Origin of the sequence: Actinomadura sp. WMMB 499, from assembly GCF_008824145.1 — a bacterium.
GTDB lineage: Bacteria > Actinomycetota > Actinomycetes > Streptosporangiales > Streptosporangiaceae > Spirillospora.
In genome coordinates, this window is sequence record NZ_CP044407.1 from 755,613 (window position 1) to 777,260 (window position 21,648).

General features: G+C 74.3%; 20 protein-coding genes and 2 pseudogenes. 13 read left to right on the forward strand and 9 right to left on the reverse strand.

Annotated elements, in window-relative coordinates; all coding sequences use genetic code 11:
- Positions 1 to 7: 7 nt before the first annotated feature.
- A complete protein-coding gene (locus F7P10_RS03315; protein WP_218040359.1) occupies positions 8 to 511 on the reverse strand; it encodes a GbsR/MarR family transcriptional regulator in 504 nt (167 codons plus the stop codon).
- 124 nt (positions 512 to 635) lie between these two features.
- Here F7P10_RS03315 and F7P10_RS03320 point away from each other — a divergent pair, with 124 nt between their 5' ends.
- Genes F7P10_RS03320 through cobM form a run of 3 tightly spaced genes read left to right on the forward strand, consistent with a single transcriptional unit; the run spans position 636 to position 3,139 of the window.
- Positions 636 to 1,046, forward strand: a complete 411-nt coding sequence (locus tag F7P10_RS03320) for a pyridoxamine 5'-phosphate oxidase family protein (RefSeq protein ID WP_151008025.1) — start codon at positions 636 to 638, stop codon at positions 1,044 to 1,046.
- Positions 1,039 to 2,382 (forward strand): precorrin-6y C5,15-methyltransferase (decarboxylating) subunit CbiE, encoded by a 1,344-nt coding sequence (gene cbiE, locus F7P10_RS03325; RefSeq protein WP_151008026.1) that lies wholly within the window; start codon positions 1,039 to 1,041, stop codon positions 2,380 to 2,382. The genes F7P10_RS03320 and cbiE overlap by 8 nt, the downstream gene beginning before the upstream one ends.
- Before the next feature lie 4 nt (positions 2,383 to 2,386).
- Entirely contained in the window at positions 2,387 to 3,139 is a 753-nt protein-coding gene (gene cobM, locus F7P10_RS03330) for a precorrin-4 C(11)-methyltransferase (protein ID WP_151008027.1), read from the forward strand.
- A 55-nt stretch (positions 3,140 to 3,194) separates the two neighbouring features.
- Here the strand turns inward: cobM and F7P10_RS03335 are convergent, their stop codons facing one another.
- Entirely contained in the window at positions 3,195 to 4,943 is a 1,749-nt protein-coding gene (locus F7P10_RS03335) for an amidohydrolase (RefSeq protein WP_218040360.1), read from the reverse strand.
- A 465-nt stretch (positions 4,944 to 5,408) separates the two neighbouring features.
- On the opposite strand from F7P10_RS03335, the gene F7P10_RS03340 reads away from it, so the two are divergent.
- Positions 5,409 to 6,188 carry a cobalt-precorrin-6A reductase gene (locus F7P10_RS03340; RefSeq protein WP_176611282.1) on the forward strand — a complete coding sequence of 260 codons (780 nt, stop codon included), beginning with the start codon at positions 5,409 to 5,411 and terminating at the stop codon, positions 6,186 to 6,188.
- Here the strand turns inward: F7P10_RS03340 and F7P10_RS03345 are convergent.
- From F7P10_RS03345 to F7P10_RS03370, 6 genes and pseudogenes are all read right to left on the reverse strand, one after another.
- The gene (locus F7P10_RS03345; protein WP_151017792.1) at positions 6,163 to 7,662 is read right to left on the reverse strand and encodes a precorrin-2 C(20)-methyltransferase; all 1,500 of its coding nucleotides are present in this window, start codon (positions 7,660 to 7,662) and stop codon (positions 6,163 to 6,165) included. The genes F7P10_RS03340 and F7P10_RS03345 overlap by 26 nt on opposite strands.
- Entirely contained in the window at positions 7,662 to 8,282 is a 621-nt protein-coding gene (locus F7P10_RS03350) for a precorrin-8X methylmutase (protein WP_151017793.1), read from the reverse strand. The genes F7P10_RS03345 and F7P10_RS03350 overlap by 1 nt, the downstream gene beginning before the upstream one ends.
- Before the next feature lie 1,000 nt (positions 8,283 to 9,282).
- Positions 9,283 to 9,498 (reverse strand): annotated as a pseudogene (locus F7P10_RS43835) (hypothetical protein); the annotation flags it as partial.
- Between the two features lie 191 nt (positions 9,499 to 9,689).
- On the reverse strand, positions 9,690 to 11,219 hold the full coding sequence (locus tag F7P10_RS03360; RefSeq protein WP_151008028.1) for a glycoside hydrolase family 43 protein: 1,530 nt from the start codon (positions 11,217 to 11,219) through the stop codon (positions 9,690 to 9,692).
- Positions 11,216 to 13,576: a glycoside hydrolase family 3 N-terminal domain-containing protein gene (locus F7P10_RS03365; RefSeq protein ID WP_151008029.1), complete on the reverse strand. Its 2,361-nt coding sequence runs from the start codon at positions 13,574 to 13,576 to the stop codon at positions 11,216 to 11,218. Before F7P10_RS03365 ends, F7P10_RS03360 begins: the two co-directional genes overlap by 4 nt.
- Positions 13,576 to 14,585, reverse strand: a pseudogene (locus F7P10_RS03370) (LacI family DNA-binding transcriptional regulator). The gene F7P10_RS03365 and the pseudogene F7P10_RS03370 overlap by 1 nt, the downstream one beginning before the upstream one ends.
- A gap of 463 nt (positions 14,586 to 15,048) precedes the next feature.
- On the opposite strand from F7P10_RS03370, the gene F7P10_RS43840 reads away from it, so the two are divergent.
- The 9 genes from F7P10_RS43840 (at position 15,049) to F7P10_RS03405 (ending at position 21,411) form a co-directional block, all read left to right on the forward strand.
- The gene (locus tag F7P10_RS43840; RefSeq protein WP_254716368.1) at positions 15,049 to 15,222 is read left to right on the forward strand and encodes an extracellular solute-binding protein; all 174 of its coding nucleotides are present in this window, start codon (positions 15,049 to 15,051) and stop codon (positions 15,220 to 15,222) included.
- Entirely contained in the window at positions 15,219 to 15,893 is a 675-nt protein-coding gene (locus tag F7P10_RS43845; RefSeq protein WP_254716369.1) for an extracellular solute-binding protein, read from the forward strand. Before F7P10_RS43840 ends, F7P10_RS43845 begins: the two co-directional genes overlap by 4 nt.
- Positions 15,894 to 15,988: 95 nt before the next feature.
- On the forward strand, positions 15,989 to 16,204 hold the full coding sequence (locus tag F7P10_RS43850) for a hypothetical protein (protein WP_254716370.1): 216 nt from the start codon (positions 15,989 to 15,991) through the stop codon (positions 16,202 to 16,204).
- A 199-nt stretch (positions 16,205 to 16,403) separates the two neighbouring features.
- On the forward strand, positions 16,404 to 17,195 hold the full coding sequence (locus F7P10_RS03380) for a carbohydrate ABC transporter permease (protein ID WP_254716371.1): 792 nt from the start codon (positions 16,404 to 16,406) through the stop codon (positions 17,193 to 17,195).
- Complete coding sequence (locus tag F7P10_RS03385) at positions 17,192 to 18,025, forward strand: carbohydrate ABC transporter permease (protein WP_151008030.1); 834 nt, start codon at positions 17,192 to 17,194, stop codon at positions 18,023 to 18,025. Before F7P10_RS03380 ends, F7P10_RS03385 begins: the two co-directional genes overlap by 4 nt.
- An 85-nt stretch (positions 18,026 to 18,110) precedes the next feature.
- Positions 18,111 to 18,779 carry a haloacid dehalogenase type II gene (locus tag F7P10_RS03390; RefSeq protein ID WP_151008031.1) on the forward strand — a complete coding sequence of 223 codons (669 nt, stop codon included), beginning with the start codon at positions 18,111 to 18,113 and terminating at the stop codon, positions 18,777 to 18,779.
- A gap of 101 nt (positions 18,780 to 18,880) precedes the next feature.
- The gene (locus F7P10_RS03395) at positions 18,881 to 19,681 is read left to right on the forward strand and encodes a class I SAM-dependent methyltransferase (protein ID WP_176611283.1); all 801 of its coding nucleotides are present in this window, start codon (positions 18,881 to 18,883) and stop codon (positions 19,679 to 19,681) included.
- A 165-nt stretch (positions 19,682 to 19,846) separates the two neighbouring features.
- Positions 19,847 to 20,557, forward strand: coding sequence for a DUF899 family protein (locus tag F7P10_RS03400; RefSeq protein ID WP_151008033.1), 711 nt, complete (start codon positions 19,847 to 19,849; stop codon positions 20,555 to 20,557).
- Positions 20,554 to 21,411, forward strand: coding sequence for an alpha/beta fold hydrolase (locus tag F7P10_RS03405; protein WP_218040361.1), 858 nt, complete (start codon positions 20,554 to 20,556; stop codon positions 21,409 to 21,411). The genes F7P10_RS03400 and F7P10_RS03405 overlap by 4 nt, the downstream gene beginning before the upstream one ends.
- Before the next feature lie 5 nt (positions 21,412 to 21,416).
- Here F7P10_RS03405 and F7P10_RS03410 read toward each other — a convergent pair whose 3' ends face one another.
- Positions 21,417 to 21,623: a DUF397 domain-containing protein gene (locus F7P10_RS03410; RefSeq protein WP_151008035.1), complete on the reverse strand. Its 207-nt coding sequence runs from the start codon at positions 21,621 to 21,623 to the stop codon at positions 21,417 to 21,419.
- Positions 21,624 to 21,648 lie beyond the last annotated feature (25 nt).

A 21,648-nucleotide genomic window follows, 5' to 3' on the forward strand; every position in this document is an offset into this window, starting at 1 on the left:
CGTCCTGTCATTCCGCTCCCCCGTCACCGCCGGGCAGGTTCCCGGACGCTCGCAGCTCGTCGCGGCGCGCGTGCCATTCGGCCCGCAGGGCGGGCAGCCGCTCGCTCAGGAACTCGGCCAGCGCGACCATCTCCGCGAGCGGGGCGCGGCGCTCCGGCGGGGCCCCGGCCAGCAGGGCGAGGCCCTCCCGGAACAGCGCCGCGTGCTCTTCGTGGAGGGCGGAGTCGAAGTTCTGCGGCTGGCCCGCGACGGGTTCGAGCGACACGCGGTCGACGCGCTCGCCCGCGCCGCGCGTCCGGCGCGCCATCCGGTAGCCCTCCAGCAGTTTGACGGCGCCCGTGACCGCGCTCCGGCTGGCGAGGAGGGCTTCGCCCAGCTCGTCGATCGTCTGCTGCGGAGGGTCGCAGACGAACAGGTAGCCGAGCAAGCGCCCGGCCATCGGCGGGAAGCCGTACCGGCGCGCGTAGAAGCGCCCGACGTGATCGGCGAAGATCAGCTGTTCGTCACGCACGGCACCGACGATAGCAATGATGACAGAGATGACACAAATTTGTGTCATCTCTGAGGTGGGGGCGAGAGCAGTCGCGGGTCCGTTTCTGGGATCCTGGCTTGTCCGCGTCGACGGAGAGGACGAGATGCAGGGGAAACGGCACCGGCTGGGGCTGGACGACGAACGGGTGCGGGAGTTCTGGCGGGAGCGGCGCGTGTGCACGCTGGTCACGCTGCGCCCCGACGGGACGCCGCACGCGGTGCCGGTCGGCGCGACGCTGGACGCCGACGCGGGGATCGTCCGCGTGATCACCTCGGGCGGATCGGCGAAGGCCCGGAACGTGCGGGCGGCGGGCCCGGCGGGGCTGCCGGTCGCGGTCAGTCAGGTCGAAGGGCGCCACTGGTCGACCGTGGAGGGGCGGGCGGTGCTGCGGACGGACGAGGCGTCGGTCGCCGACGCGGAGCGCAGGTACGCCGCCCGGTACAAGCCGCCGAGGGTCAACCCGGAGCGGGTCGTCATCGAGATCGCGGTGACGGGGGTGCTCGGCAATGTCTGAGGACGCCGTGAACGCGGGCGGGCCGCTCGGCCCCCCGGACGGCCGGGACGAGGGGTCCGGCGCCCGCGAGGCCTCCGAACGCGCCGCCGCACGAACGGCCGTCGGGGCGGCCGTCGGCGAGGCGCCGGTGACGGCCGAGGACGTGACGGCCGGTCACCGGGTCACGGTCGTCGGGATCGGGGCGGACGGGTGGGACGGGCTGGGCGGTCCGGCCCGGGAGGCCGTCCGGGCGGCCGAGGTCCTGGTCGGGGGCGCGCGGCAGCTCGGGATGCTGCCCGACGTCGCCGCCGAGTGCGTGGCGGTGGCGTGGCCGTCGCCGATGCTGCCCGCGCTGCCCGCGCTGTTCGAGGAGCACCGGGGACGGCGGGTGGTGGTCGTCGCGAGCGGCGACCCGATGTTCTTCGGGGTGGGGACGACGCTGGTGCGGCTGCTCGGCGCGGCGAACGTCCGGGTCCTGCCGCACGTGTCGTCGGTGTCGCTGGCGTGCGCGCGGCTCGGCTGGTCCCTGGAGGACACCGACGTCGTCACCGCCGTGGGCCGCCCGCTGTCCGCGCTGAGCCGGCTGCTGGCGCCGGGACGGCGCGTGCTGGTGCTGAGCGCGGACGCCGGGACGCCCGGCGAGGTCGCCGACCTGCTGGCCGAGCGGGGCTTCGGCGCCAGCGAGGTCACCGTGCTGGAGCGGCTCGGCGGGCCGGACGAGCGGGTGGGGCCCCCGCGGGCCGACGTGGCCGCCCTGAACATCGTGGCCGTGCACTGCCGGGGCGCGGGCGTCCAGGTCGTACCGGGCCTGCCCGACGACGCCTACGACCATGACGGGCAGCTCACGAAGCGGGAGGTGCGGGCGATCACGCTGGCGCGGCTCGCTCCCGTTCCCGGGGAGCTGCTGTGGGACGTCGGCGCGGGCGCCGGGAGCATCGCCGTCGAATGGATGCGGGCCCACCGCGCCTGCCGGGCGGTGGCGGTCGAGGCTTTGGTGTCGCGCGCCGACGGGATCCGGACGAACGCGGAGCGGCTCGGCGTGCCGGGCCTGCGGGTGGTCGTCGGCGAGGCGCCGGAGGCCCTCGAGGGGCTGGACGAGCCGGACGCGGTGTTCGTCGGCGGCGGCGCCACGGTCGCGGGGCTGATCGACGCGTGCTGGGCGGCGCTGCGGCCGGGCGGGCGGCTCGTCGCGAACGCGGTCACGCTGGAGTCGGAGAGCGCCCTGCTGGAGGCGCGCGGGCGGCTCGGCGGCGACCTGACCAGGATCGAGGTGAGCCGGGCCGGGCCGGTCGGCGGGTTCACGGGATGGCGGGCGAAGATGCCGGTGACGCAGTGGTGCGCGGTGAAGGGGCGGTGACGCGGTGACGGTGCACTTCATCGGCGCCGGTCCCGGTGCCGCCGACCTCATGACGGTGCGGGGCCGCGACCTGGTCGCCGCGTCGCCCGTCTGCCTCTACGCGGGCAGCCTCGTCCCGGTCGAGGTGCTGGAGTGGTGCCCGCCGGGCGCGCGGCTCGTCGACACGGCGAACATGGTGCTGGACGACATCGTCGCCGAGCTCGTGGCCGCGCACGGCCGGGGCGACGACGTGGCGCGGCTGCATTCGGGCGATCCGTCGGTGTTCAGCGCGATGGCCGAGCAGATGCGGCGGCTCGACGCGGCGGGCGTCCCGTACGACGTGACGCCCGGGGTGCCGGCGTTCGCGGCGGCGGCCGCGGCGCTGGGCCGGGAGCTGACGGTGCCGGAGGTCGCGCAGACGGTCGTGCTGACGCGCACGTCGGCGCGGGCGACGCCGATGCCGCCGGGCGAGGACCTGGCGGCGCTCGGCCGGAGCCGCGCGACGATGGTGCTGCATCTCGCGGTGCAGCGGATCGACGCTGTGGTGGCGGAACTGGTCCCGAACTACGGGGGCGACTGCCCGGTCGCGGTGGTGGCACGGGCGTCGCGGGAGGACGAGCTGGTCCTGCGGGGCACGCTCGCCGACATCGCGGAGAAGGTCCGGGCGGCGGGAGTGCGGCGGACCGCGGTGATCATCGTGGGGGCGGTGCTGGGCGCGGAGAACTTCCCCGACAGCCACCTGTACTCGGCCGCCCGCAGCCGGACGGGCGATTCCTGAGCCCCGGACGGTGGGGCCCGCGCCGGCGGCGCGGGCCCCACCGGGTTCGCCGGCACTACTCCAGTGGCGGCAGGTTGGACGGGGGAAGGTCGGGCCCCAGGTCGGGGGCGGTCTCGGTGGAGACGACCCGGCGCGGGGGCCACTGCACGCCCTTCGGGGGCCATTTCTGGCCCGTCCGCTCGAGGAACCACCGCGGCGGCTCGTAGAGGGGGAGCTCGTAGTCGCCGGGCAGCATGCTCTTCCACTTGATCTTCGCGGTGCGGCGTTCGAACTCGTCCTTCATCTCGCCGACCACCTTCGGCTGGGTGAGCAGGTCGACGGTGGTCCCGGCGAGGTATTTGGCGGCCATCAGCATCGCGACGTGGCCGGGGTGCGCGGCGCCGGTCGCCGTGTGGTGCCAGGAGTGGTTCTTGGTGCCGCCGGGCTGGTGCGCGGCGCCCATCTGGATGGTGGGGACCTGCCAGCTGATGTCGGCGACGTCGGTGGAGCCCCCGCCGGTGAACACCGGGGCCGGCGGGGTCAGCGGGCTGATCTCGTCGGCGAAGCCGGTCTCCTCCGCGCCGTTGGAGCGCTGCAGCGCCTTGCCGAACTTCTGGTCGGCGGCGGAGAACTTCGGCGCGCCGATCTGGGACATATTGGCGTGCATGAGCTCGGCGCCGCGCTTGTTGCCGAGCTTGTTCCACACGGCGCCCACGATGCGGTGCTCCATCCGCGTCCCGGTGGCCATCGCCGCGGCCTCCGCGCACTGGATGATCCGGTCCATCAGGATCCGGGCGCGCGCCGGGCTGCCCTCGCGGGCGTAGTACCAGATGCTGGACAGGGTGGGGAACACGTTCGGCGCCTGGCCGGTCTGCCGGATCGCGTAGTGCATCCGGGACGTGGGCGCCTGGTAGCTCTCCCGCAGGTACTCGGTCAGTGTCGACATCGCCGTCACGGCGTCCTGGGTGGAGCGGGTCGCCAGGGGTGAGCCGCCATGGCCGTCGGTGCCGAGGAAATGGAACGCGACGCTGTACATGGCGTTGCCGGAGCCCCAGCCGGTCCCGTTTCTGGTGCTCGGGTGCCAGTCGACGAAGGCGTCCAGTCCCTTGTAGACGCCCGCCTTCACCGCCACCGACTTGCCGACGAGCTGCTCCTCCGCGGTGGACCCGAAGAACTTGAGCGTCCCGTCGAGGCCGCGGGCCTTCATCGCGGCGGCGGTGGCCGCCGCCGCACCGGCCGCGGCGGCGCCGAGGGCGTTGTGCCCGCAGCCGTGCCCGTACCCGTAGGTCGGGGCGTACGGGTCGTGGTTGTAGACGAGGGGCGAGTGCTTGGGGTTGCCCTTCTCCTGGGACAGTCCCGGGAGGGCGTCGTACTCGCCGCTGAAGCCGACCACCGGCTTGCCGGTGCCGTGGCTGAACGTGGCGACGAACGCGGTCGGCATACCGCCCGAGCCCCACTCGATCGTGAAGCCGTTCGCCGCGAGGAACTGCGCCTGCGCCCACGAGGAGTTCCATTCGGCGAGCGAGGGCTCCGCGAACTCCCAGATCCGGTCGTTCAGCCCGATGACGGCGTCCGCCCGGCGGTCGATCCAGGCGAGGGCCGCGTCCTTGGCCTGGGAGTCGACGGCCAGGTCGGACGGCGGCGCGTAGTTGACGGGGTCGGCGGGCTGCGTCCGGGGATCGAGCGCGAGGTCGGACGCGGCGGCCATGGCCGGGTCCGCGGTGAGGATCGGGGTGACCGCCGCGGCGGTTCCCGCGGCGCCGAGCAGGCCGAGCATGTCCCGCCGGCTCATGCCGGACGAGTCGAGATGGTCGGTTTCACACACGGGGGGACTCTCCTTACGAGGGGCTGAAGGCCCGCGGGGACTCGGGCGGCCCCTGAGGGCGTGCCGGTGGGAGGCGCGCCGTCCAGGTGACGGCCAAGGGGAGTGGCGGGGGTTGCGGTGAGGTCGCGGCCCGCGAGACGCCGCCGGGGCGCCGCGGGCCTGGGGCCTGCGAGGTGTGGTCGGCCGGGGGCGCGAGGGTGGGAGCGCGTCGCCCGGGAGGCCGGAGCCGACGATCGGTTCGTGGTGCCAAGTCTCCAGCTGGAACGCTCCAAGATCATTGGCGATGCCTGCCGAAATGGGAGCGTCCGTCTCTGCGGTGATGCACAGTTTGCGAGCGGGCGGCGACGGATCGGCGAACGGGGTGTTTCCGGCGCATGGCCCCGGTGATCCCCGCATCACCACCGCACCGGCCCACCGGCCTCTCGCCGGCGCACGACCATCGGGAATCACTCGTAGCATTCCCCCGTGACGTTCTCTCCCGCGACCGGGCGCGTGCTGCTGCTGGGGGGCACCGGGGAGGCACGGCGGCTGGCCGCGCTGCTCGACGGGGACCCGGCGGTCGAAGTGATCAGCTCCCTCGCGGGCCGGACCGCCGCCCCGCGCGCCCTGCCCGGACGCGTCCGCGTGGGCGGGTTCGGGGGCGCGGAGGGGCTCGCGGCGTGGCTGCGGGACGAGCGGATCGGCGCGGTGGTGGACGCCACGCACCCGTTCGCCGCGCGGATGACCGCGAACGCCGTCCGGGCCTGCGCGGACACCGGGGTGCCGCTGCTGGTACTGCGCCGTCCCGGCTGGTCGCGGGGGCCGGGCGACGACTGGCGGCGCGTCCCGTCCCTGGCGGCCGCCGCCGCGAGCCTGCCCGGCGAGCGGGTGTTCCTGACCACGGGACGCACCGGCCTCGCGGCGTTCGCGGGGGACGACCGCCGCCGGTTCCTCGTGCGTTCCGTGGACCCGCCCGAACCGCCGCTGCCGCCCCGCACCACGGTCGTCCTGGCGCGCGGCCCCTTCACCGTCGAGGGAGAGACGGCGCTGATGCGCGAGCACCGCATCGACGTGCTCGTCACCAAGGACAGCGGCGGCGCGATGACCGCCGCCAAGCTGACGGCCGCCCGCGACCTCGGGCTCCCGGTCGTGCTGGTCGACCGGGAGCCCGTCCCGGACGGCGTCCCCGTCACGGCGACGGTCGAGGACGCCGCGGCGTGGCTCGCCCGGGCGGGCCGGTTCAGGCCGGGTAGCGGCGGGGCGTGAACACCGCGGCGCCGTCGCCGCGCGCGGCGGCGCGGGTCTGCGACGAGCCGACCAGCAGCAGGCAGCGCATGTCGACGCCGGTCCCGTCGAGCTCGGCGAGCCGGATCACCCGGACGCTCTCCTCCGGCCCGCCCACGTCGCGGCCGATGACGACCGGGGTGGCGGGGTCGCGGTGCGCCAGCAGGACGTCCCGGGCGCGGGCGACCTGCCCGGTACGGGTCTTCGACGCCGGGTTGTAGATCGCGAGCGCGAGGTCGGCGGCGGCGACGGCCGCGAGCCGCCGCTCGATGACGTCCCACGGCTTGAGCCGGTCCGACAGGGAGAGCACGCAGTAGTCGTGGCCGAGCGGCGCGCCGACCCGGGACGCGACGGCGTTCGCCGCGGTCAGGCCCGGCAGCACCCGCACCGGGACGTCCTTCCAGCGCTCCTCGGCGGCCACCTCCAGGACGGCGGCGGCCATCGCGAACACGCCCGGGTCGCCGGACGACACGACCGCGACGCGCCGGCCCCGTTCGGCCAGCGCCAGCGCGAACTCGGCCCGCTCGGACTCCACCCGGTTGTCGGACGGGTGCCGCTCCTGCCTGGGGTTGGCGGGCACGCGCGCCAGGTAGGGGGCGTAGCCGACGAGGTCGTCGGCGGCGGCGAGCGCGGCCTGCGCCTCGGGGGTGAGCCAGTCGCGTCCCGCCGGGCCGAGCCCGACGACCGTGACCTCGCCGGGGCCGTCCCCGGCCCGCCGGGGCGGGGGCAGCTCGCGGCGGGTCCGCTCGTGCACCCGCGACGGCAGGAGCGCGAGCGAGAAGTACGGGACGGTCTCCGCGTCGACGTCGGCGAGCGGCTGCATCCGCTGCCCGCCGGTCGTGGCGCGCTCGACGTACCAGGCGTCGTCCAGGCGCCCGGCCTCCTCCACCGCGCCGCGGACGTTGCCGAAGGTGCGGCCGAGCTTGAGGACGGCCGCGGAGTCGGTGGCCGCGAGCCGCCGCGCCAGATCGTCCGGCGGGAGCGTCCCCGGCAGCACGGTCAGCACCTCGTCGCGCTCCACCAGCGGGCGGCCGAGCTCGGCCGAGGCCGCGCTCACCGACGTCACGCCCGGCACCGCGGTCGCCGGGTAGCGGCCGGACAGCCGCTTGTGCAGGTGCATGTACGAGCCGTAGAAGAACGGGTCGCCCGCGCAGAGCACGACGACGTCGCGTCCGGCGTCCAGGTGCCCGGCGAGGCGGGCGGCGCACCGCTCGTAGAACTCGTCGAGGACGCGCTGGTAGTCGTCGGTGTCCTCGGTGGTGACCGGGTAGACGAGCGCCTCCTCGATCTGCCCGTCCCGCAGGTACGGTTCGGCGATCCGGCGGGCGACGCTGCGGCCGTGCCGGGCCGCGTGGTGGACGACCACGTCGGCGGCCTCGATGAGCCGGACGGCCTTCACGGTGATCAGCTCCGGGTCGCCGGGCCCCAGCCCGACCCCGTACAGGTGTCCGGTCATCACTCTTCCTCGCTGGCGATGGCGTTGATCGCGGCGGCGGTCATGGCGCTGCCGCCGCGCCGCCCGTGCACGACCAGGTGGGGCAGGCCGGACGCCGCGAGCGCCTCCTTCGACTCGGCCGCCCCGATGAACCCGACCGGGACGCCCAGGATCGCGGCGGGACGCCCCGCGCCCGCGCCGATCATCTCCAGCAGCCGGAACAGCGCCGTGGGGGCGTTGCCGATCGCGACGACGGAGCCGTCGAGGCGGTCGCGCCACAGCTCCAGCGCGGCGGCGCTGCGGGTGGTGCCGAGCTCGGCGGCCAGCGCGGGGACGCCCGGGTCGCCGAGCGTGCAGACGACCTCGTTGTCCGCGGGCAGCCGCCTGCGGGTGACGCCGGAGGCGACCATCTGCGCGTCGCACAGGATCGGCCGTCCGGCCAGCAGCGCGGTGCGCGCGGCCGCGACCACGCCCGGCGACCAGGCCAGGTCGCGGACCAGGTCCGTCATCCCGCACGCGTGGATCATGCGGACCGCGACGCGGGCGACGTCCGCGGGCAGGCCCGCCAGGTCCGCCTCCGCCCTGATGGTCGCGAACGACCGCCGGTAGATCTCCGCGCCGTCGCGGACGTACTCGATCACTCGCTCCTCCGTGTCCCGGCGACGGCCGCCGCCGTCGCCGCCGCGCCGCCCGGCCGGGCCCGGACCTCGCCGCCGAGCCGCACCTCGTAGCCCTCGGGGTGGCCACGACCGCGACGTGCCGGTCGGGCGGGTGCCCGCACCGCCGCTCGCAGCCCGACCAGTGCACCGGCAGGCCGTCCGCTCCCCCGCGCGGGCGCGCCGCCCGCACCGCCGCGGCGGCGTCCGCGCGGACGTCGGTCAGCGACTTCGCGCAGCCGGGACGGCCCGCGCACGCGGTCACCCCCGCCCAGTCCGGCGCCGCGACCAGGCCAGGAAAGTGTGGCATGTCCGTGAGGTCGGGGATCACGACCCCCCGCCAGGGCGTGACGATGATCTCCTCGACGTCCCGCAGCGGGGCCGGGTCGAGCCGTCCGAGCGGGACGAGCGCGGAGAGCGCGCGGCGCCCGTCCCGCTGGGCGATCGCGCCCGGCGGCGTCCGGTACGGGACGGCCGGGACGGCGACCGGTTCGGCGCGCCGGCGGCCGGCCGAGACGGCCCCGATCAGCGGCGCCTGATCGGGCAGTTCGGATACGCGCCATTCGCTCGTCCGGACGTCGAGGAAGGCGCGGGCGGCGTCGAGGGCGATGGCGACGGCGTCGTCCGGGCGCGCGCGCACACCGGTGTCGGTTCCGGCCAGGACGAGCGCGAATTCGTCCGGCGCGAGCGCGTAGAGGCCGATGTCGGGCCGCATCGCGATGACGTCGCCGCGGCCGTCGTCGAGGGCGAACAGGAACCGGCCGGAGAGCGCGGCGAGCGCGGGGTCCGCGCAGAGTGCGGCGTCGAGGGCGCCCACGAGCGGACGGACGTCGGCGTGCCCGGCCCCGTCCCGTCCGGACAGGACGCTCGCGGCGATGTTCCGCACGCGCTCGTGCGTCATCGAGGGCAGCAGGCCCGCGCCGCGCAGCCGCTCCCCCAATTCGGTCTCAACGCCCTCGGGGAGCCCTCTGAGCTGGACGTTCGCCCGGGACGTCAGCTCCAGGAAGCCGTCGCCGAGGTCGGTGGCGGCGGCGGCCAGCGCGGCCGTCCGGGCGCGCGTCAGGATCCCGCCGGGGAGCCGGACCCGCGCGAGTCCCCCGTCGGCCGCCGCGTGGACGCGGAGGGCGCCCGGGCAGCGGTCCGGGCCTGTTCGCAGAGGTGAAGGCACGGCACGGATCCTACGAAGTCCGGCACGGTGCACGGACTCCGGCTACGGCGGGCGGCCGGCGGATCGGCGGGTACCCGCCGTCCCACCGGCGCCGGTCCGCCGGTCAGGGGCGGTGGGGAGGGAACGCGCCGATCGCCTCGCGGGCATCGGGACTCGATGTCACCCGCACCTGGCCGGCGGACTCGCCGTGCGCGTCGCGGACGAGGTCGGCGGCGCGGCCCGCGTCACACCGGCCCGGGGAGGGGCCGGTACTCGAACCAGTCGAAGTCGGCGTGCCCGCCGCCCACCCGGCCGTCCGCGGTCGCGTAGAGGCCGACGTACACGCCGGTGAAGCCGCCCGCCACCTGGCTGCTCAGCATGTCGCCGTCCACCGGCGGGCCGAGCGGGACGAGCGGCCCCGGCTCCGTGGCGTACAGCGCCCGGTACCAGCGGCCGTGCCCCTCGAAGCCGAGCCGGGCCCGGCCCGTCGCGGGAGCCTCGGCGAGGACCGTCTCGACGCCCTGCTCACGCTTGAGGAGGCGCAGCCCGCGCTCGGTCGAGACCAGCAGGACATGGAAGTCGCCGTTCTGCACGAGAGCGATGCCCGCCTGCTCGTCGTCGCGCGGGGCGAACTCCAGGGCCGTGAACGCGGCGAAGTCGGGGTGCTCCTGCCTGCGTCCGACGAACGACGGGTTCGCCCCGGCGGCGAGGGTCTCCGGCCGGAGCCGCAGCCGCAGGCGGCCGGGGCGCTCGGTGAGGCTCCACCATCGCTCCCGGGGCGGGCGGAGCGTGTTCCATCCGGGCGCGAGGTCCGGCCCGTCGAAGTGGTCGCACGCGGGCTCGGCGGGCCAGGGCGCCGGCGGGAGCGACGGCGCCGCCCGGACCGGCTCGACCGGGTCGGCGACCGGCCAGCCGTCCATCCAGCGCACGGCGGTCAGGAACGTCTCCCGCCCGAGGACGCAGCGGTCGCCGTGGTGCGGCCGCATCGCCAGCAGCACCATCCACCACTCGCCGTCGGGGGTCTCCACCAGGTCGCCGTGCCCGGTTCCCACGATGGGGTGCCCGAGTCCGAGGTGGCGGTTGGTCAGCACCGGGTTGCGCGGGTTGCCCTCGTAGGGGCCCGTGACGGCGTCGGCGCGGGCCGTCATCACCGCGTGCTCGAGCGCGGTGCCGCCCTCGGCCGTCACCAGGTGGTACTTCCCGCCGATCTTGTACAGGTGGGAGCCCTCGGCCCAGATCGCACCCTTGACCGCGCCGTCCCAGATCACGTGCTCCTCGCCGACCAGGGCCGGGCCGGACGGGTCGTACTCGCGCAGCCAGATCTCGGTGTGGCCCTCGTACCGGCCGGTCAGCCGGGTGCCGGTGCACCAGGCCCGGCCGTCGTCGTCGAAGAACAGCGACGGGTCGATGCCCGCGCCGTCCAGCCGGTGCGCGTCCGACCAGGGACCGGCCGGGTCGTCGGCGGTCAGCACGAAGTGGCCCGACCACTCGGCGCCGTCCACGAGCGTGCAGATCAGGTGGAACCGGCCGTCGTGATGCCGCAGGGTCGGCGCGTACAGGCCGCCGGACGCGGGGACGCCGTCCAGCGGAAGCTGGTCCGGACGGTCGAAGGCGTGCCCGACCCGCCGCCAGTGGACCAGGTCGCGGCTGTGGAACACCGGCAGGCCCGGAAACCATTCGAAGGTGGACGTCACCAGGTAGAAGTCGTCGCCCACCCGGCAGATCGACGGATCGGGGTGGCAGCCCGGCAGGATCGGGTTGCGGAACCGGGTCACGCCGGCACCACCTCGGCGGGGACGGTGAGCACCCGGTCGGCGCCGAGGGCGCGCACCGGGCCGTCCAGCGTGAACGCGCCGCGCAGCGGGAGGTCCTCGCTGGACCCGCCGACCATGACCTCGATCGCGCCCGGTTCGACGATCCGGCGCAGGTCGGCGCCGGTGAACGCGGTGCGGTCGGCGTGCACGGTGAACGCGACGCGGGCGGCGCCGCCCGGTTCGAGGCGGATGCGCGCCCACCCGGCCAGCGAGCGGGCGGGGCGGACGACCGAGGCGACGGGGTCGGCGAGGTAGAGCTGGACGACCTCGGTCCCCGGGCGGTCCCCGGTGTTGCGGACGACCGCCCGGACGGTCACCGATCCGTCGGTCCGGGCGCGCTCGTCCACGCGCAGGTCCGAGTACTCGAAGCGGGTCCAGGTGAGGCCGTGGCCGAAGGGGAACAGCGGCGCCGGGCTGACGGCGCTCCAGTCGTGCGGGCCGTCCATCTTCGAGCGCAGGTAGGTGACGGGCGGGCCGGACGCGCGGCGCGGGACGCTGATCGGCATCCGCCCGGACGGCTCGACGCGTCCGGACAGCACCCCGGCGACGGCTCCCGCGCCCTCCTCGCCCGGGAAGAACGCCTGCACGACGGCGGCGGCCCGCTCGGCGAGGTCCTCGATCGCGTACGGGCGGCCCGACATCAGGACGAGCACCGTGGGGGTGCCGGTCGCCAGGACGGCGTCCGCGAGGTCGCGCTGCCGGCCCGGGAGCGCGAGGGTCTCGGCGTCGCACCCCTCCCCCGACGTGCCGCGCCCGAACAGGCCCGCGCGGTCGCCGAGCGCCACGACCGCCGCGCCGGCGTCGCGGGCCGCCGCGGCGGCCGCCGCGATGTCGGCGTCCGACGCGGCCAGGACGTCCCCGGACGGGACGACGGTCAGGTCCGGCAGCTCGGCGCGCAGCGCGCCGACGAGGGTCGGGATCTCCACGCCGAGCGGCAGCTCGGGCCGGTGCCGGCCGACGTGCGCGGGGAAGGTGTAGCAGCCGAGCATCGCGGCCGGGTCGTCGGCGAGGGGGCCGGTCAGGACGACGTCCCGGCCGCCCGCGAGCGGGAGCGTCCCGTCGTTGGCGAGCAGCACGACCGACTCCTCGGCCACGCGGCGCGCCAGGTCGCGATGCGCGGGCGGGTCGAGGTCGAGCGGGGCGGGGGCCGGGCCGTCGCCGTCCGGCCGGGGCCCGTCCGGGGTCGCGCCTTCCCCGGACGGTTCGTCCAGGAGCCCGAGCCCGGCCTTGAGGGTGAGGACGCGGGCGGCGGCGCGGTCGAGGAGCTCGCCGGGGACGTCGCCGCGGCGCACCCGCTCGAGCAGGGCTTCGCCGTAGCAGCGGACGGTCGGCAGCTCGATGTCGATGCCCGCGCGCAGGGCGAGTTCCCCGGCCTCGCCGCGCGAACCGGCGACGCGGTGCCGGCTCTCCAGGAAGGAGATCCCGAAATAGTCGGAGACGACGGCGCCGGTGAAGCCCAGCTCGCCGCGCAGGAGGTCGGTGAGGAGCCGCCCGTCGGCGGCGGCGGGAACGCCGTCCACGTCGGTGTAGGAGTGCATGACCGAGCGGGCCCCGCCCTCGCGCAGCGCCATGACGAACGGTTCGACGATGACGTCGGCGAACTCGCGGGGACCGACGGGGGTCGGCGCCATGTTGCGCCCGGCGCGGGATGCGGAGTACCCGGCGAAGTGCTTGGGCGTCGCGGCGATCCCGGACCGCTCCAGCCCCCGCACGTAGGCCGTGCCGAGGACGGCGACGAGCTGCGGGTCCTCGCCGATGCACTCCTCGGTGCGCCCCCAGCGGGCGTCGCGGACGACGTCCAGGACGGGCGCGAGCCCCTGGTGGACGCCCGCCGCGCGCATGCTCGCCCCGATCGCGGCGGCCATCTCCCCCACCAGCTCGGGGTCGAAGGTCGCGCCCCAGGCGGGCGGGCTCGGGAAGACGGTCGCGCCCCAGGTCATGAAGCCGTTGAGGCATTCCTCGTGCGCGATCGCGGGGATGCCGAACCGGTTCGCGGCGGCGACGCGGCGCTGCAGGTCGCGCAGCCGGGCGGCGCCCTCGGCGGCGGTGACGGGCGCGGTGCCGAACACGCGGGTGAGCTGGCCGAGGCCGTGCGGGAGGAGGTCGTCGAGCGCGGGCGCCGACTCGTGGGAGTCGTCCTCCATCGGGGCGACCGGTTCGCCCGGTTCGGCGGGCATCGCCCAGAAGCCGGCGAGCTGCCCCGCCTTCTCCTCCGGGGTCATGCGGGACAGCAGGTCGGCGACCCGGTCGGCGACCGGCAGCGCGGGGTCGCGCCACCGCTGCGCGGCGGCCGTGGCGGGGGTGAGAGCTTCGGTCATCACTGCTCCGAGGGGGCGGGCGGGGCGGTGGCGGGCGGGGCGGTGGAGGCGCGGACGCGCAGCTCGGTGGCCAGTTCCACGCGGGGGGTCAGCGGCGGCCGCCCGTCCAGCAGCTGGAGCAGGGTGCGGGCGGCGACCCGCCCCATCTCCTCCAGCGGCTGCCGGACGGTCGTCAGCGGCGGCGACAGCCACTCGCAGGTCGGCAGGTCGTCGAACCCGACGACGCTCAGGTCCTCGGGGACGCGCAGGCCGGCGAGGCGGGCGGCCTGGTAGGCGCCCATGGCCTGCTGGTCGCTGCCGGCGAAGATCGCGGTCGGCCGGTCCGGCAGCTCGAGCAGCTCGCGGGTGCGGGCGAAGCCGCCCTCGTGGTGGAAGTCGCCGTACCGGACGAGGTCGCGGTCGACCTCGATCCCGGCGCGCTCCAGGGCCGTCCGGTAGCCGTCCACGCGGGCCTGCGTGCACAGCATGTCGGCGGGGCCGCCGATCATCCCGACGCGGCGGTGGCCCAGCCCGATGAGGTGCTCGGTCGCGGCGAGGCCGCCCGCCCAGTTGGTGGCGCCGACACTGGCGATGTCGGTGGACGGCAGGTTCACCGGGTCGACCAGGACGAGCGCGACACCCGCGCGTTCGAGCTGCTCGCGCTGCCGGTCGGCCATCCGGGACGTCACCAGGATCACGCCGTCGCTGTGGTGCAGGGCGGGCAGGTTCTGCCAGCTGGGCGGGCGCGCGTCGTCCTCGCGCACCAGCGACACGACGACGCCGGTGCCCTGCTCGGCGCACTCGGCCTCCACGCCGCGCAGGATCTCCACCGCCCACGGGCTGTCGAGCCCGGCCAGGACGAGGTCGATCAGTCCCGACCGGCGGGCGCGGCGGGACCCGCCCGGCCCCGGTAGTTGTGGTCGCGCAGCAGGGCCTCGACGCGCTCGCGGGTGGCGGCGGCCACGTCCGTCCGGCCGTTGAGGACCTTGGAGACGGTCGCCTGCGAGACCCCGGCCTCCGCCGCGATCAGCGCGAGGGTCGGCCGGGACGGCGCGTCCCGCGGGCCCGGCGGGTCCGGCGGGTCTTCGGTGGTGCGAAACGGTCACGCTGCTCTCTCCTCCCCGAGGAAACGATTGCGAACGGTATCGCAATATTTCGCTCGCTCCTAGCCCTCGATTACGTCCGGATCACCTCGAGCGCCCCCGGGACGCGTGATCCGTCCACACGAATCCACTCCGAAGCCTTGACCGTAGGGGGTGCCGTTCTTAGAGTTTCTCGCACAGCCTACCGAAGCATTTCGAAATATTTCGAGATCCCCCCTCTCGGCCCGGCCCTTCCCATCGCCACCCCCATCCAGGAGGCCACCATGGGCACCTCGCAGCGTTCACGCCGATCCCTGCTGACCGCGATCTCCGCGGGCGCGCCATCGCCGTCGCCGCGCCCCTGCTCACCGCCTGCGGCGACGGATCCGGCTCCGGCAAGGTCACCGTCGAATGGCTCGACATCGCACGACCGAGCCGTCCAAGACCATCTACCCGGAGATCGTCAAGGCCTACGAGGCGGCGCACCCGAACGTCGACATCAAGCTCACGAACATGGAGAACGACGCGTTCAAGGCCAAGATGACGGCCGTGACCGCGTCCGGGACCTGCCCGACATCTTCGTGACCTGGGGCGGGGGCGTCCTCAAGCAGCGCATCGACGCCGGGCTGGTCAAGCCGGTCGAGGACTCCGGCTTCGTGGACGGCTTCATGCCGGTCGCCCTGGAGCCGTACCAGTTCGACGGGAAGACCTACGCCGTTCCGTACGACATGGGCATGGTCGGCTTCTGGTACAACAAGGACCACTTCAAGGAGGCCGGCATCGCCGAGCCCCCCGCGACCTGGACGGAGTTCCTCGACGCCGTCCGCAAGCTGAAGACCGCGGGGATCACTCCCATCGCCCTCGCGGGCAAGGACAAGTGGCCCGGCCACTACTACTGGGCCTACCTCGCGCTGCGCCTCGCCGGGCCGGACGGCGTCACGGGGGCCGCCGAGGCCGCCGACTTCGGCACGCCCCCGTTCGTCCAGGCCGGTCAGCGGCTCAAGGAACTCGTCGACCTCGACCCGTTCCAGCAGGGCTTCCAGGGCGCCGCGTACGACGCGCCCGGCGGGCAGGCCGCCACCATGGGCGCGGGCAAGGCCGGCATGGAGCTGATGGGGCAGTGGGCGCCCGTCGTGCAGAAGGACGCCTCCGGCGAGGACCTCGGCGACGCCCTCGGCTTCTTCCCCTTCCCCGCCGTCGAGGGCGGGCGGGCCGGGTCACCGACGTCTTCGGCGGCGGCAACGGGCACGCGCTGAGCAAGGACGCCCCACCGGAGGCGCTCGACTTCCTCAAGTTCCTCTATGAACGAGCAGAACGAGGCCCGGATGGTGTCGTCCGGCGCGTTCATGCCGTGGTCAAGGGAGCCGAGGGCGCGATCGAGGACGCCAACCGCAAGCAGGTCGCGCAGATGCTCAACGGCGCGACCGGGTTCCAGCTCTACCTCGACCAGGCCTTCCCGCCCGCCGTCGGCCAGGAGGTCAACGACAGCGTCGCGGGCCTCATGGGCGGCCAGACGAGCCCGCAGCAGGTCACGCAGTCGATCACCGAGGCGGCCAAGGGCGCATGACGCTGTCGTCCACCTCGCCGGTGGCGAAACCGGCCGCACCCGCCCGGGGCGGCCCGCCGCCGCACCGGCGCCCGGCGTCGCGCGGGCGGCGGCTGCGCGGCTGGTTCGCCACCACCTGGTTCCTCGTCCCCGCCCTGCTGGTCTTCGTCCTTTTCGTGCTGATCCCGATCGTGATCGCCCTCTACACGAGCTTCTTCCGGTGGGCGGGTTCGGGTGGCCCGAGGACTTCGCCGGGCTCGAGAACTTCCGGACCCTGTTCGACGACCCGGTGTTCCGCGGCGACCTGTGGCGCGGGCTCGTCCTGGTCGTCCTGTCGGTCGCGGTGCAGCTGCCGTTCGCGCTCGGCACGGCCGTCCTGCTCAACCAGCGGATGCGCGGCCGCGCGGTCTACCGGGCGATCTTCTTCGCGCCCTACATCCTGTCCGAGGTCATCGCCGGGGTCCTGTTCGGGATGATCTTCCTGCCGGGCTCGGGCCTCGCCGACGCCCTGATCGAGGACGTCCCGCTCGTGGGCGGCCTCGCCGGCACCTGGTTCTCCGACCCCGACACCGCGCTGCCGACGCTGTTCGCCGTCATGACGTGGAAGTACTTCGGCTTCCACATGATGATCTACCTCGCCGGGCTGCAGAGCATCCCGAAGGAGATCCTCGAGGCCGCCGCGATCGACGGCGCGGGGCCGTGGGAGCGCTTCCGGCGCGTCACCCTGCCCCTCCTCGCCCCCACCATCCGGATCAGCGTGTTCCTGTCCGTCATCGGCGCGATCCAGCTGTTCGACCTCGTGTGGGTCACGACCGGCGGCGGGCCGACGCACTCCACCGAAACGATGGCCGTCTCCATGTTCCAGTTCGGATTCCAGCGGTACCAGATGGGCTACGCGAGCGCGATCAGCGTCGTCATGTTCGCCATCAGTCTCGTGTTCTCCCTGCTCTACCAGCGTTTCGCGCTCCGCCGCGACCTTCAGGGCGCCATGACCCCGGGGGGCGGGCGATGATCGCGTCCGGCAGGAGGCTCCGGGGCCTGTCGCGGCACGCGCTCGTCTGGATCCTGGGTTCGTTCATCGTCGTCCCCCTGCTCTACGCGGTGCTGTCGGGCTTTAAGACGACCGGCGACCTGACCGGCAGCCCGTTCGGTCTCCCCTCCCCGTGGCAGGTGTCGAACTACACCGGCATCCTCGGCTCCGGCGACTTCTGGCGGCAGGTCGGCAACAGCGTCATGATCGCGACCGCCACCGCGCTGCTCACCGTCGCCGTCTCGGCGCTCGCCGCCTTCGCGTTCGCCCGCTACGCGTTCCGCGGCCGCGAGGCGTTCTTCACCCTCTTCGCGGTCGGCCTGATGTTCCCGCCCGCCGTCGCGGTGCTGCCGCTGTTCGTCCTGCTGCGCACCTTCGGCCTGCTGGACAACCCGCTCGGCGTCATCCTCCCGCAGGCGGCGTTCGCGCTGCCGATGACGATCATCATCCTGCGGGCGTTCTTCCGGACGATCCCCGGCGACCTGGAGGAGGCCGCCACCATCGACGGCTGCTCCCGGTTCGCGTTCTTCTGGCGCGTCCTCCTGCCGATGGCCCGCCCCGCCATCGGCACCGTCTCGGTCCTCGCGATCGTCACGAGCTGGAACAACTTCTTCCTGCCGCTCCTGGTCTTCACGAACCCCAGATGGCACACGATCCCGGTCGGCATCCAGCAGTTCCAGGGCCAGTACTCGACGAACTACGCGCTCGTGTTCGCCTACATCGTCCTCGCGATGATCCCCGCGCTCGCCTTCTACGCCGTCGCCGAGCGCCAGCTCATCGGCGGTCTGACGGCCGGCGCCACGAAGGGCTGACCGGGGACGGGAGCGGCGAACGTGCACGAAACAGGCGTCTCGTGGGTACGTGGCCCTTCGAGGGCCACAGAGGAGGCGGCGACCGATGATCCAGGTGGTGCTGTTCGACGTCAACGAGACGCTGGGCGACCTGTCCTCCCTGCGCGGGCGCCTCGAGGACGTCGGCGCCCCGGGGCACCTGCTGCCCACCTGGTTCGCCGGAACCCTCCGGGACGGGATGGGGCTCACCGCGGCCGGCGCCTACGCCGACTTCGCGGAGGTCGCCGAGTGCGGCCTCCGCGGCCTGCTGACCGGCCTGGACGGCTGGGCCGGCGACGCGCGCCGCGCGGCCGCGCACGTCGCGAGCGGCTTCACCGACCTCGACGTGCACCCCGACGTCCCGGACGCCGTCCGCGCCCTGCACGCGTCCGGCCTGCGGCTCGCGACCCTCACCAACGGGTCTGTCGCGATCACCGAGCGCCTCCTGCGGGAGGCCGACATCGGTGATCTCTTCGAGGCCCTCCTCGACGTCTCCGCCCCGCGCGCGTGGAAGCCCGCCGCCGCCGCGTACCGGTACGCCACCGGCCACCTGGACGTCGCCCCGGACCGCACGCTCCTCGTCGCCGTCCACCCGTGGGACGTCGACGGCGCCCGCCGCGCGGGCCTGCACGCCGCCTGGCTCAACCGCAACGCACTCCCCTACCCCTCGATGTTCGAGCCCCCCGACCACACGATCACCGACCTCCGCGACCTCCCCGCCCTCCTCGCGGACTGACGGTGCTCGCGGCGGCGGGTGGCCCGTTGTGGCCGCCGCGTTGCCCGGCCGTGCGCCCGTCCCCGATGATCAAGGCCGGAGACCGAACGGAAGGCGGGTGCATGGACGGGACGGGCGTCGACACCGGTGACGGCGCGACCTGGGCGAGCGGCGACTACGGGCGCGTCGGCAACCTGTGGCCGCTGATCGGCGAACTGCTGTGCGAGGCCGCCGCGATCCGCCCCGGCGAACGCGTCCTGGACGTGGCGACCGGCACCGGCAACACCGCCCTCGCCGCCGCCCGCCGCTTCGCGACGGTGACCGGCGTCGACTACGTGCCGGAACTCCTCGAGCACGCCACCGCGCGCGCCGCCGCCGAGGGACTGCCCGTCTCCTTCGAGACCGGGGACGCCGAACGCATGCGGTTCGCCGACGCCTCGTTCGACGTCGCCGTCTCGACGTTCGGCGTCCAGTACGTCCCGGACCAGGACCGCGCGGCCGCCGAACTGCTGCGCGTCGTCCGTCCGGGCGGGCGGATCGCGCTGGCGAGCTGGTCCCCGGACGGTTTCCTCGGCGAACTGCTCCGCCTCGTCGGCGCGCACACGTCCGGGCACACCGGCCCGGCCGCCCCCACCGGGTGGGGCACCGAAGACCATCTGGAGAAGCTGCTCGGGCCGCACGTCTCCGCGCTGACCTGCACGGAACGCCGCTGGCTCTTCCGCTTTCCCGGTCCGGACGCGTTCGTCTCGTACTTCCGCGCGTACTTCGGCCCGCTGACGCTCGCCTACGAGGCCCTGTCCCCGTCCGCCGGCGACGGCCTCACCACGGACCTCGTCCGCTACGTCACCGAGCACGATCAGGCCCCGGACGGCACGGTCGAAGTCCCCTCGACCTACCTGCAGGCCGTCGCCGTCAAGGCCTGACGGACGTCGGCCCGACGCGACGCGCCCGGCGGGATCCCGGTCCGCGCCGAGGATCCGCACGGCCTTCCGGTCCACGCACCAAAGTTCGTCCAATCGGGCTCGAGTGCGATGAGTTCCGCCGCCGCCCCTGGTCGGCATATCAGAGCGGAACCATAGGAGGATTCCATGACCGAGCAGACCGCCACCGCCCTGCCCCCGGTCGTCGACCGGCAGACCTGGCAGGCCGCACTCGACGATCTGCGGGTGCGGGAGAAGGCCGCCACCCGCGAACTCGACGCCATCGCCGCGCAACGCCGCAGGCTGCCGATGGTCGAGCTCCCGGACTACACGCTGATCGGCCCGGACGGCCCGGTCCGGCTGGTCGACGTGTTCGACGGGCGCTCCCAGCTCATCGTCTACAACCACATGTGGTCCGACGGCGCGGAGTGGCAGTGCGGCGGCTGCACCGGCTTGACGTCGCAGTACGTCCGGCTCGACCTCCTCGACAACTACGACGCCCGCTTCGTCATCGTCACCAACGGCCCCATCGACGAGGCGCTCGCCTACAAGGCCAAGGTCGGCAACGAGATGGACTGGTACTCCTCGTCGGAGAGTTCGTTCGGCGCCGACGTCGGCGCGCCGCCCGGCGGGGGCTTCGCGGTGAACGTGTTCCTGCGCGACGGGGACACGGTCTACCGCACCTGGCACACCAACGGCCGCGGCACCGAACAGCTCAGCTACACCTTCGCGCTGGTCGACATCCTGCCGTGGGGCCGCCAGGAGGAATGGCAGGATTCGCCCGACGGCTGGCCCAAGTCGCCCACCTACTCGAAGTGGCTCGACTCCCCCGACGTCGCCCGGCTCTACGGCCCGGACACCGAAGCGCGGCCGGAGTGACGGCGCTCAAGCCCTCGGCCGGTGGCCACCTGCCGATCAACGGGCTGAGCCTGTACTACGAGGTGTACGGCGAGCTGGGCGAGCCGGGCACCGCGCCGTTGCTGCTCATCCCCGGCGGGTTCATGGCCACCGACTCGATGGGGTCGTGGGTGTCGGCCTTCGCGGCCGAGCGCCCCGTGATCGTCTTCGATCAGCAGGGGCACGGCCGAACCCCCGACACCTCGCGCGAGATCTCCTTCGAGCAGTTCGCCGACGATGCCGCGGCACTGCTGCGCGCGTTGAAGGTCGAGCGCGCGGACGTGATGGGGTACTCCCAGGGTGGCGGGGTCGCACTGCAGCTCGCGCTCCGTCATCCGGGGATCGTCGGAAAGCTGGTCTCGCTGTCGGCCACCTATCGCCGGGACGGCTGGTACCCGGCGGTGCTGGAGGGCGTCCGGCATCTCGACGCCGCGGCGTTCGCCGGTACGCCCGTCGAGAAGGCGTTCAAGGAGCACACCCCGGACGCCAGGGCGTTCGAGATCTACCTCGAAAAGATGAAGGTCCTGAACGGCAACGACCAGAACATCAGCGACGCGCAGATGCGTTCGATCTCCGCGAAGACGATGGTCATCGTCGGCGACGCGGACGCCGTGCGGCCGGAGCACGCGCTGGCGATGTTCAAGTTGCGCGGTGGCGGCGATGAGGAGGCCGCCGCGTCGGGAGAGCTGCGGCGGGCTCCGGTCGCGCGCCTGGCGATTCTGCCCGGCATGTCACACATCGGCCTCTCCGGCGAGTCGGCGACCCTGGCACCGATGGTGAGCGCGTTCCTCGACGACGTGCCGCCGACGACGCCGGACCTCTTCCAGGGCGGCTGACCACCTCAGAGGTCGTACGCGCCCCGCTTGATCTCCGTCAGCAGCGCGCCCCACGCGCCATGAGGCACGACCAAGAGGTCACCCGCTCGGTTCTTCGAATCACGGACGGCGCTCATCGCGCCCACGCTGGCCACCTCGACACACTCGCCGCCGGTGCTGCCACTTCGAGAGCTTTTACGCCACGTCGCATGGGCGAGTTCCAGATCGATCATGCGTCCTGCCTTGTCTCATCCATCC

What these genes read in the sequence shown, in the direction of transcription:
- F7P10_RS03320 (WP_151008025.1), top strand. Translation starts at nt 636, where the DNA reads ATGCAGGGGAAACGGCACCGGCTGGGGCTGGACGACGAACGGGTGCGG.
- cbiE (WP_151008026.1), top strand. Translation starts at nt 1,039, where the DNA reads ATGTCTGAGGACGCCGTGAACGCGGGCGGGCCGCTCGGCCCCCCGGAC.
- F7P10_RS03345 (WP_151017792.1), bottom strand. Translation starts at nt 7,662, where the DNA reads ATGACCGGACACCTGTACGGGGTCGGGCTGGGGCCCGGCGACCCGGAG.
- F7P10_RS03365 (WP_151008029.1), bottom strand. Translation starts at nt 13,576, where the DNA reads ATGACCGAAGCTCTCACCCCCGCCACGGCCGCCGCGCAGCGGTGGCGC.
- F7P10_RS43840 (WP_254716368.1), top strand. Translation starts at nt 15,049, where the DNA reads ATGGCTCGACATCGCACGACCGAGCCGTCCAAGACCATCTACCCGGAG.
- F7P10_RS03385 (WP_151008030.1), top strand. Translation starts at nt 17,192, where the DNA reads ATGATCGCGTCCGGCAGGAGGCTCCGGGGCCTGTCGCGGCACGCGCTC.
- F7P10_RS03390 (WP_151008031.1), top strand. Translation starts at nt 18,111, where the DNA reads ATGATCCAGGTGGTGCTGTTCGACGTCAACGAGACGCTGGGCGACCTG.
- F7P10_RS03395 (WP_176611283.1), top strand. Translation starts at nt 18,881, where the DNA reads ATGGACGGGACGGGCGTCGACACCGGTGACGGCGCGACCTGGGCGAGC.
- F7P10_RS03400 (WP_151008033.1), top strand. Translation starts at nt 19,847, where the DNA reads ATGACCGAGCAGACCGCCACCGCCCTGCCCCCGGTCGTCGACCGGCAG.
- F7P10_RS03410 (WP_151008035.1), bottom strand. Translation starts at nt 21,623, where the DNA reads ATGATCGATCTGGAACTCGCCCATGCGACGTGGCGTAAAAGCTCTCGA.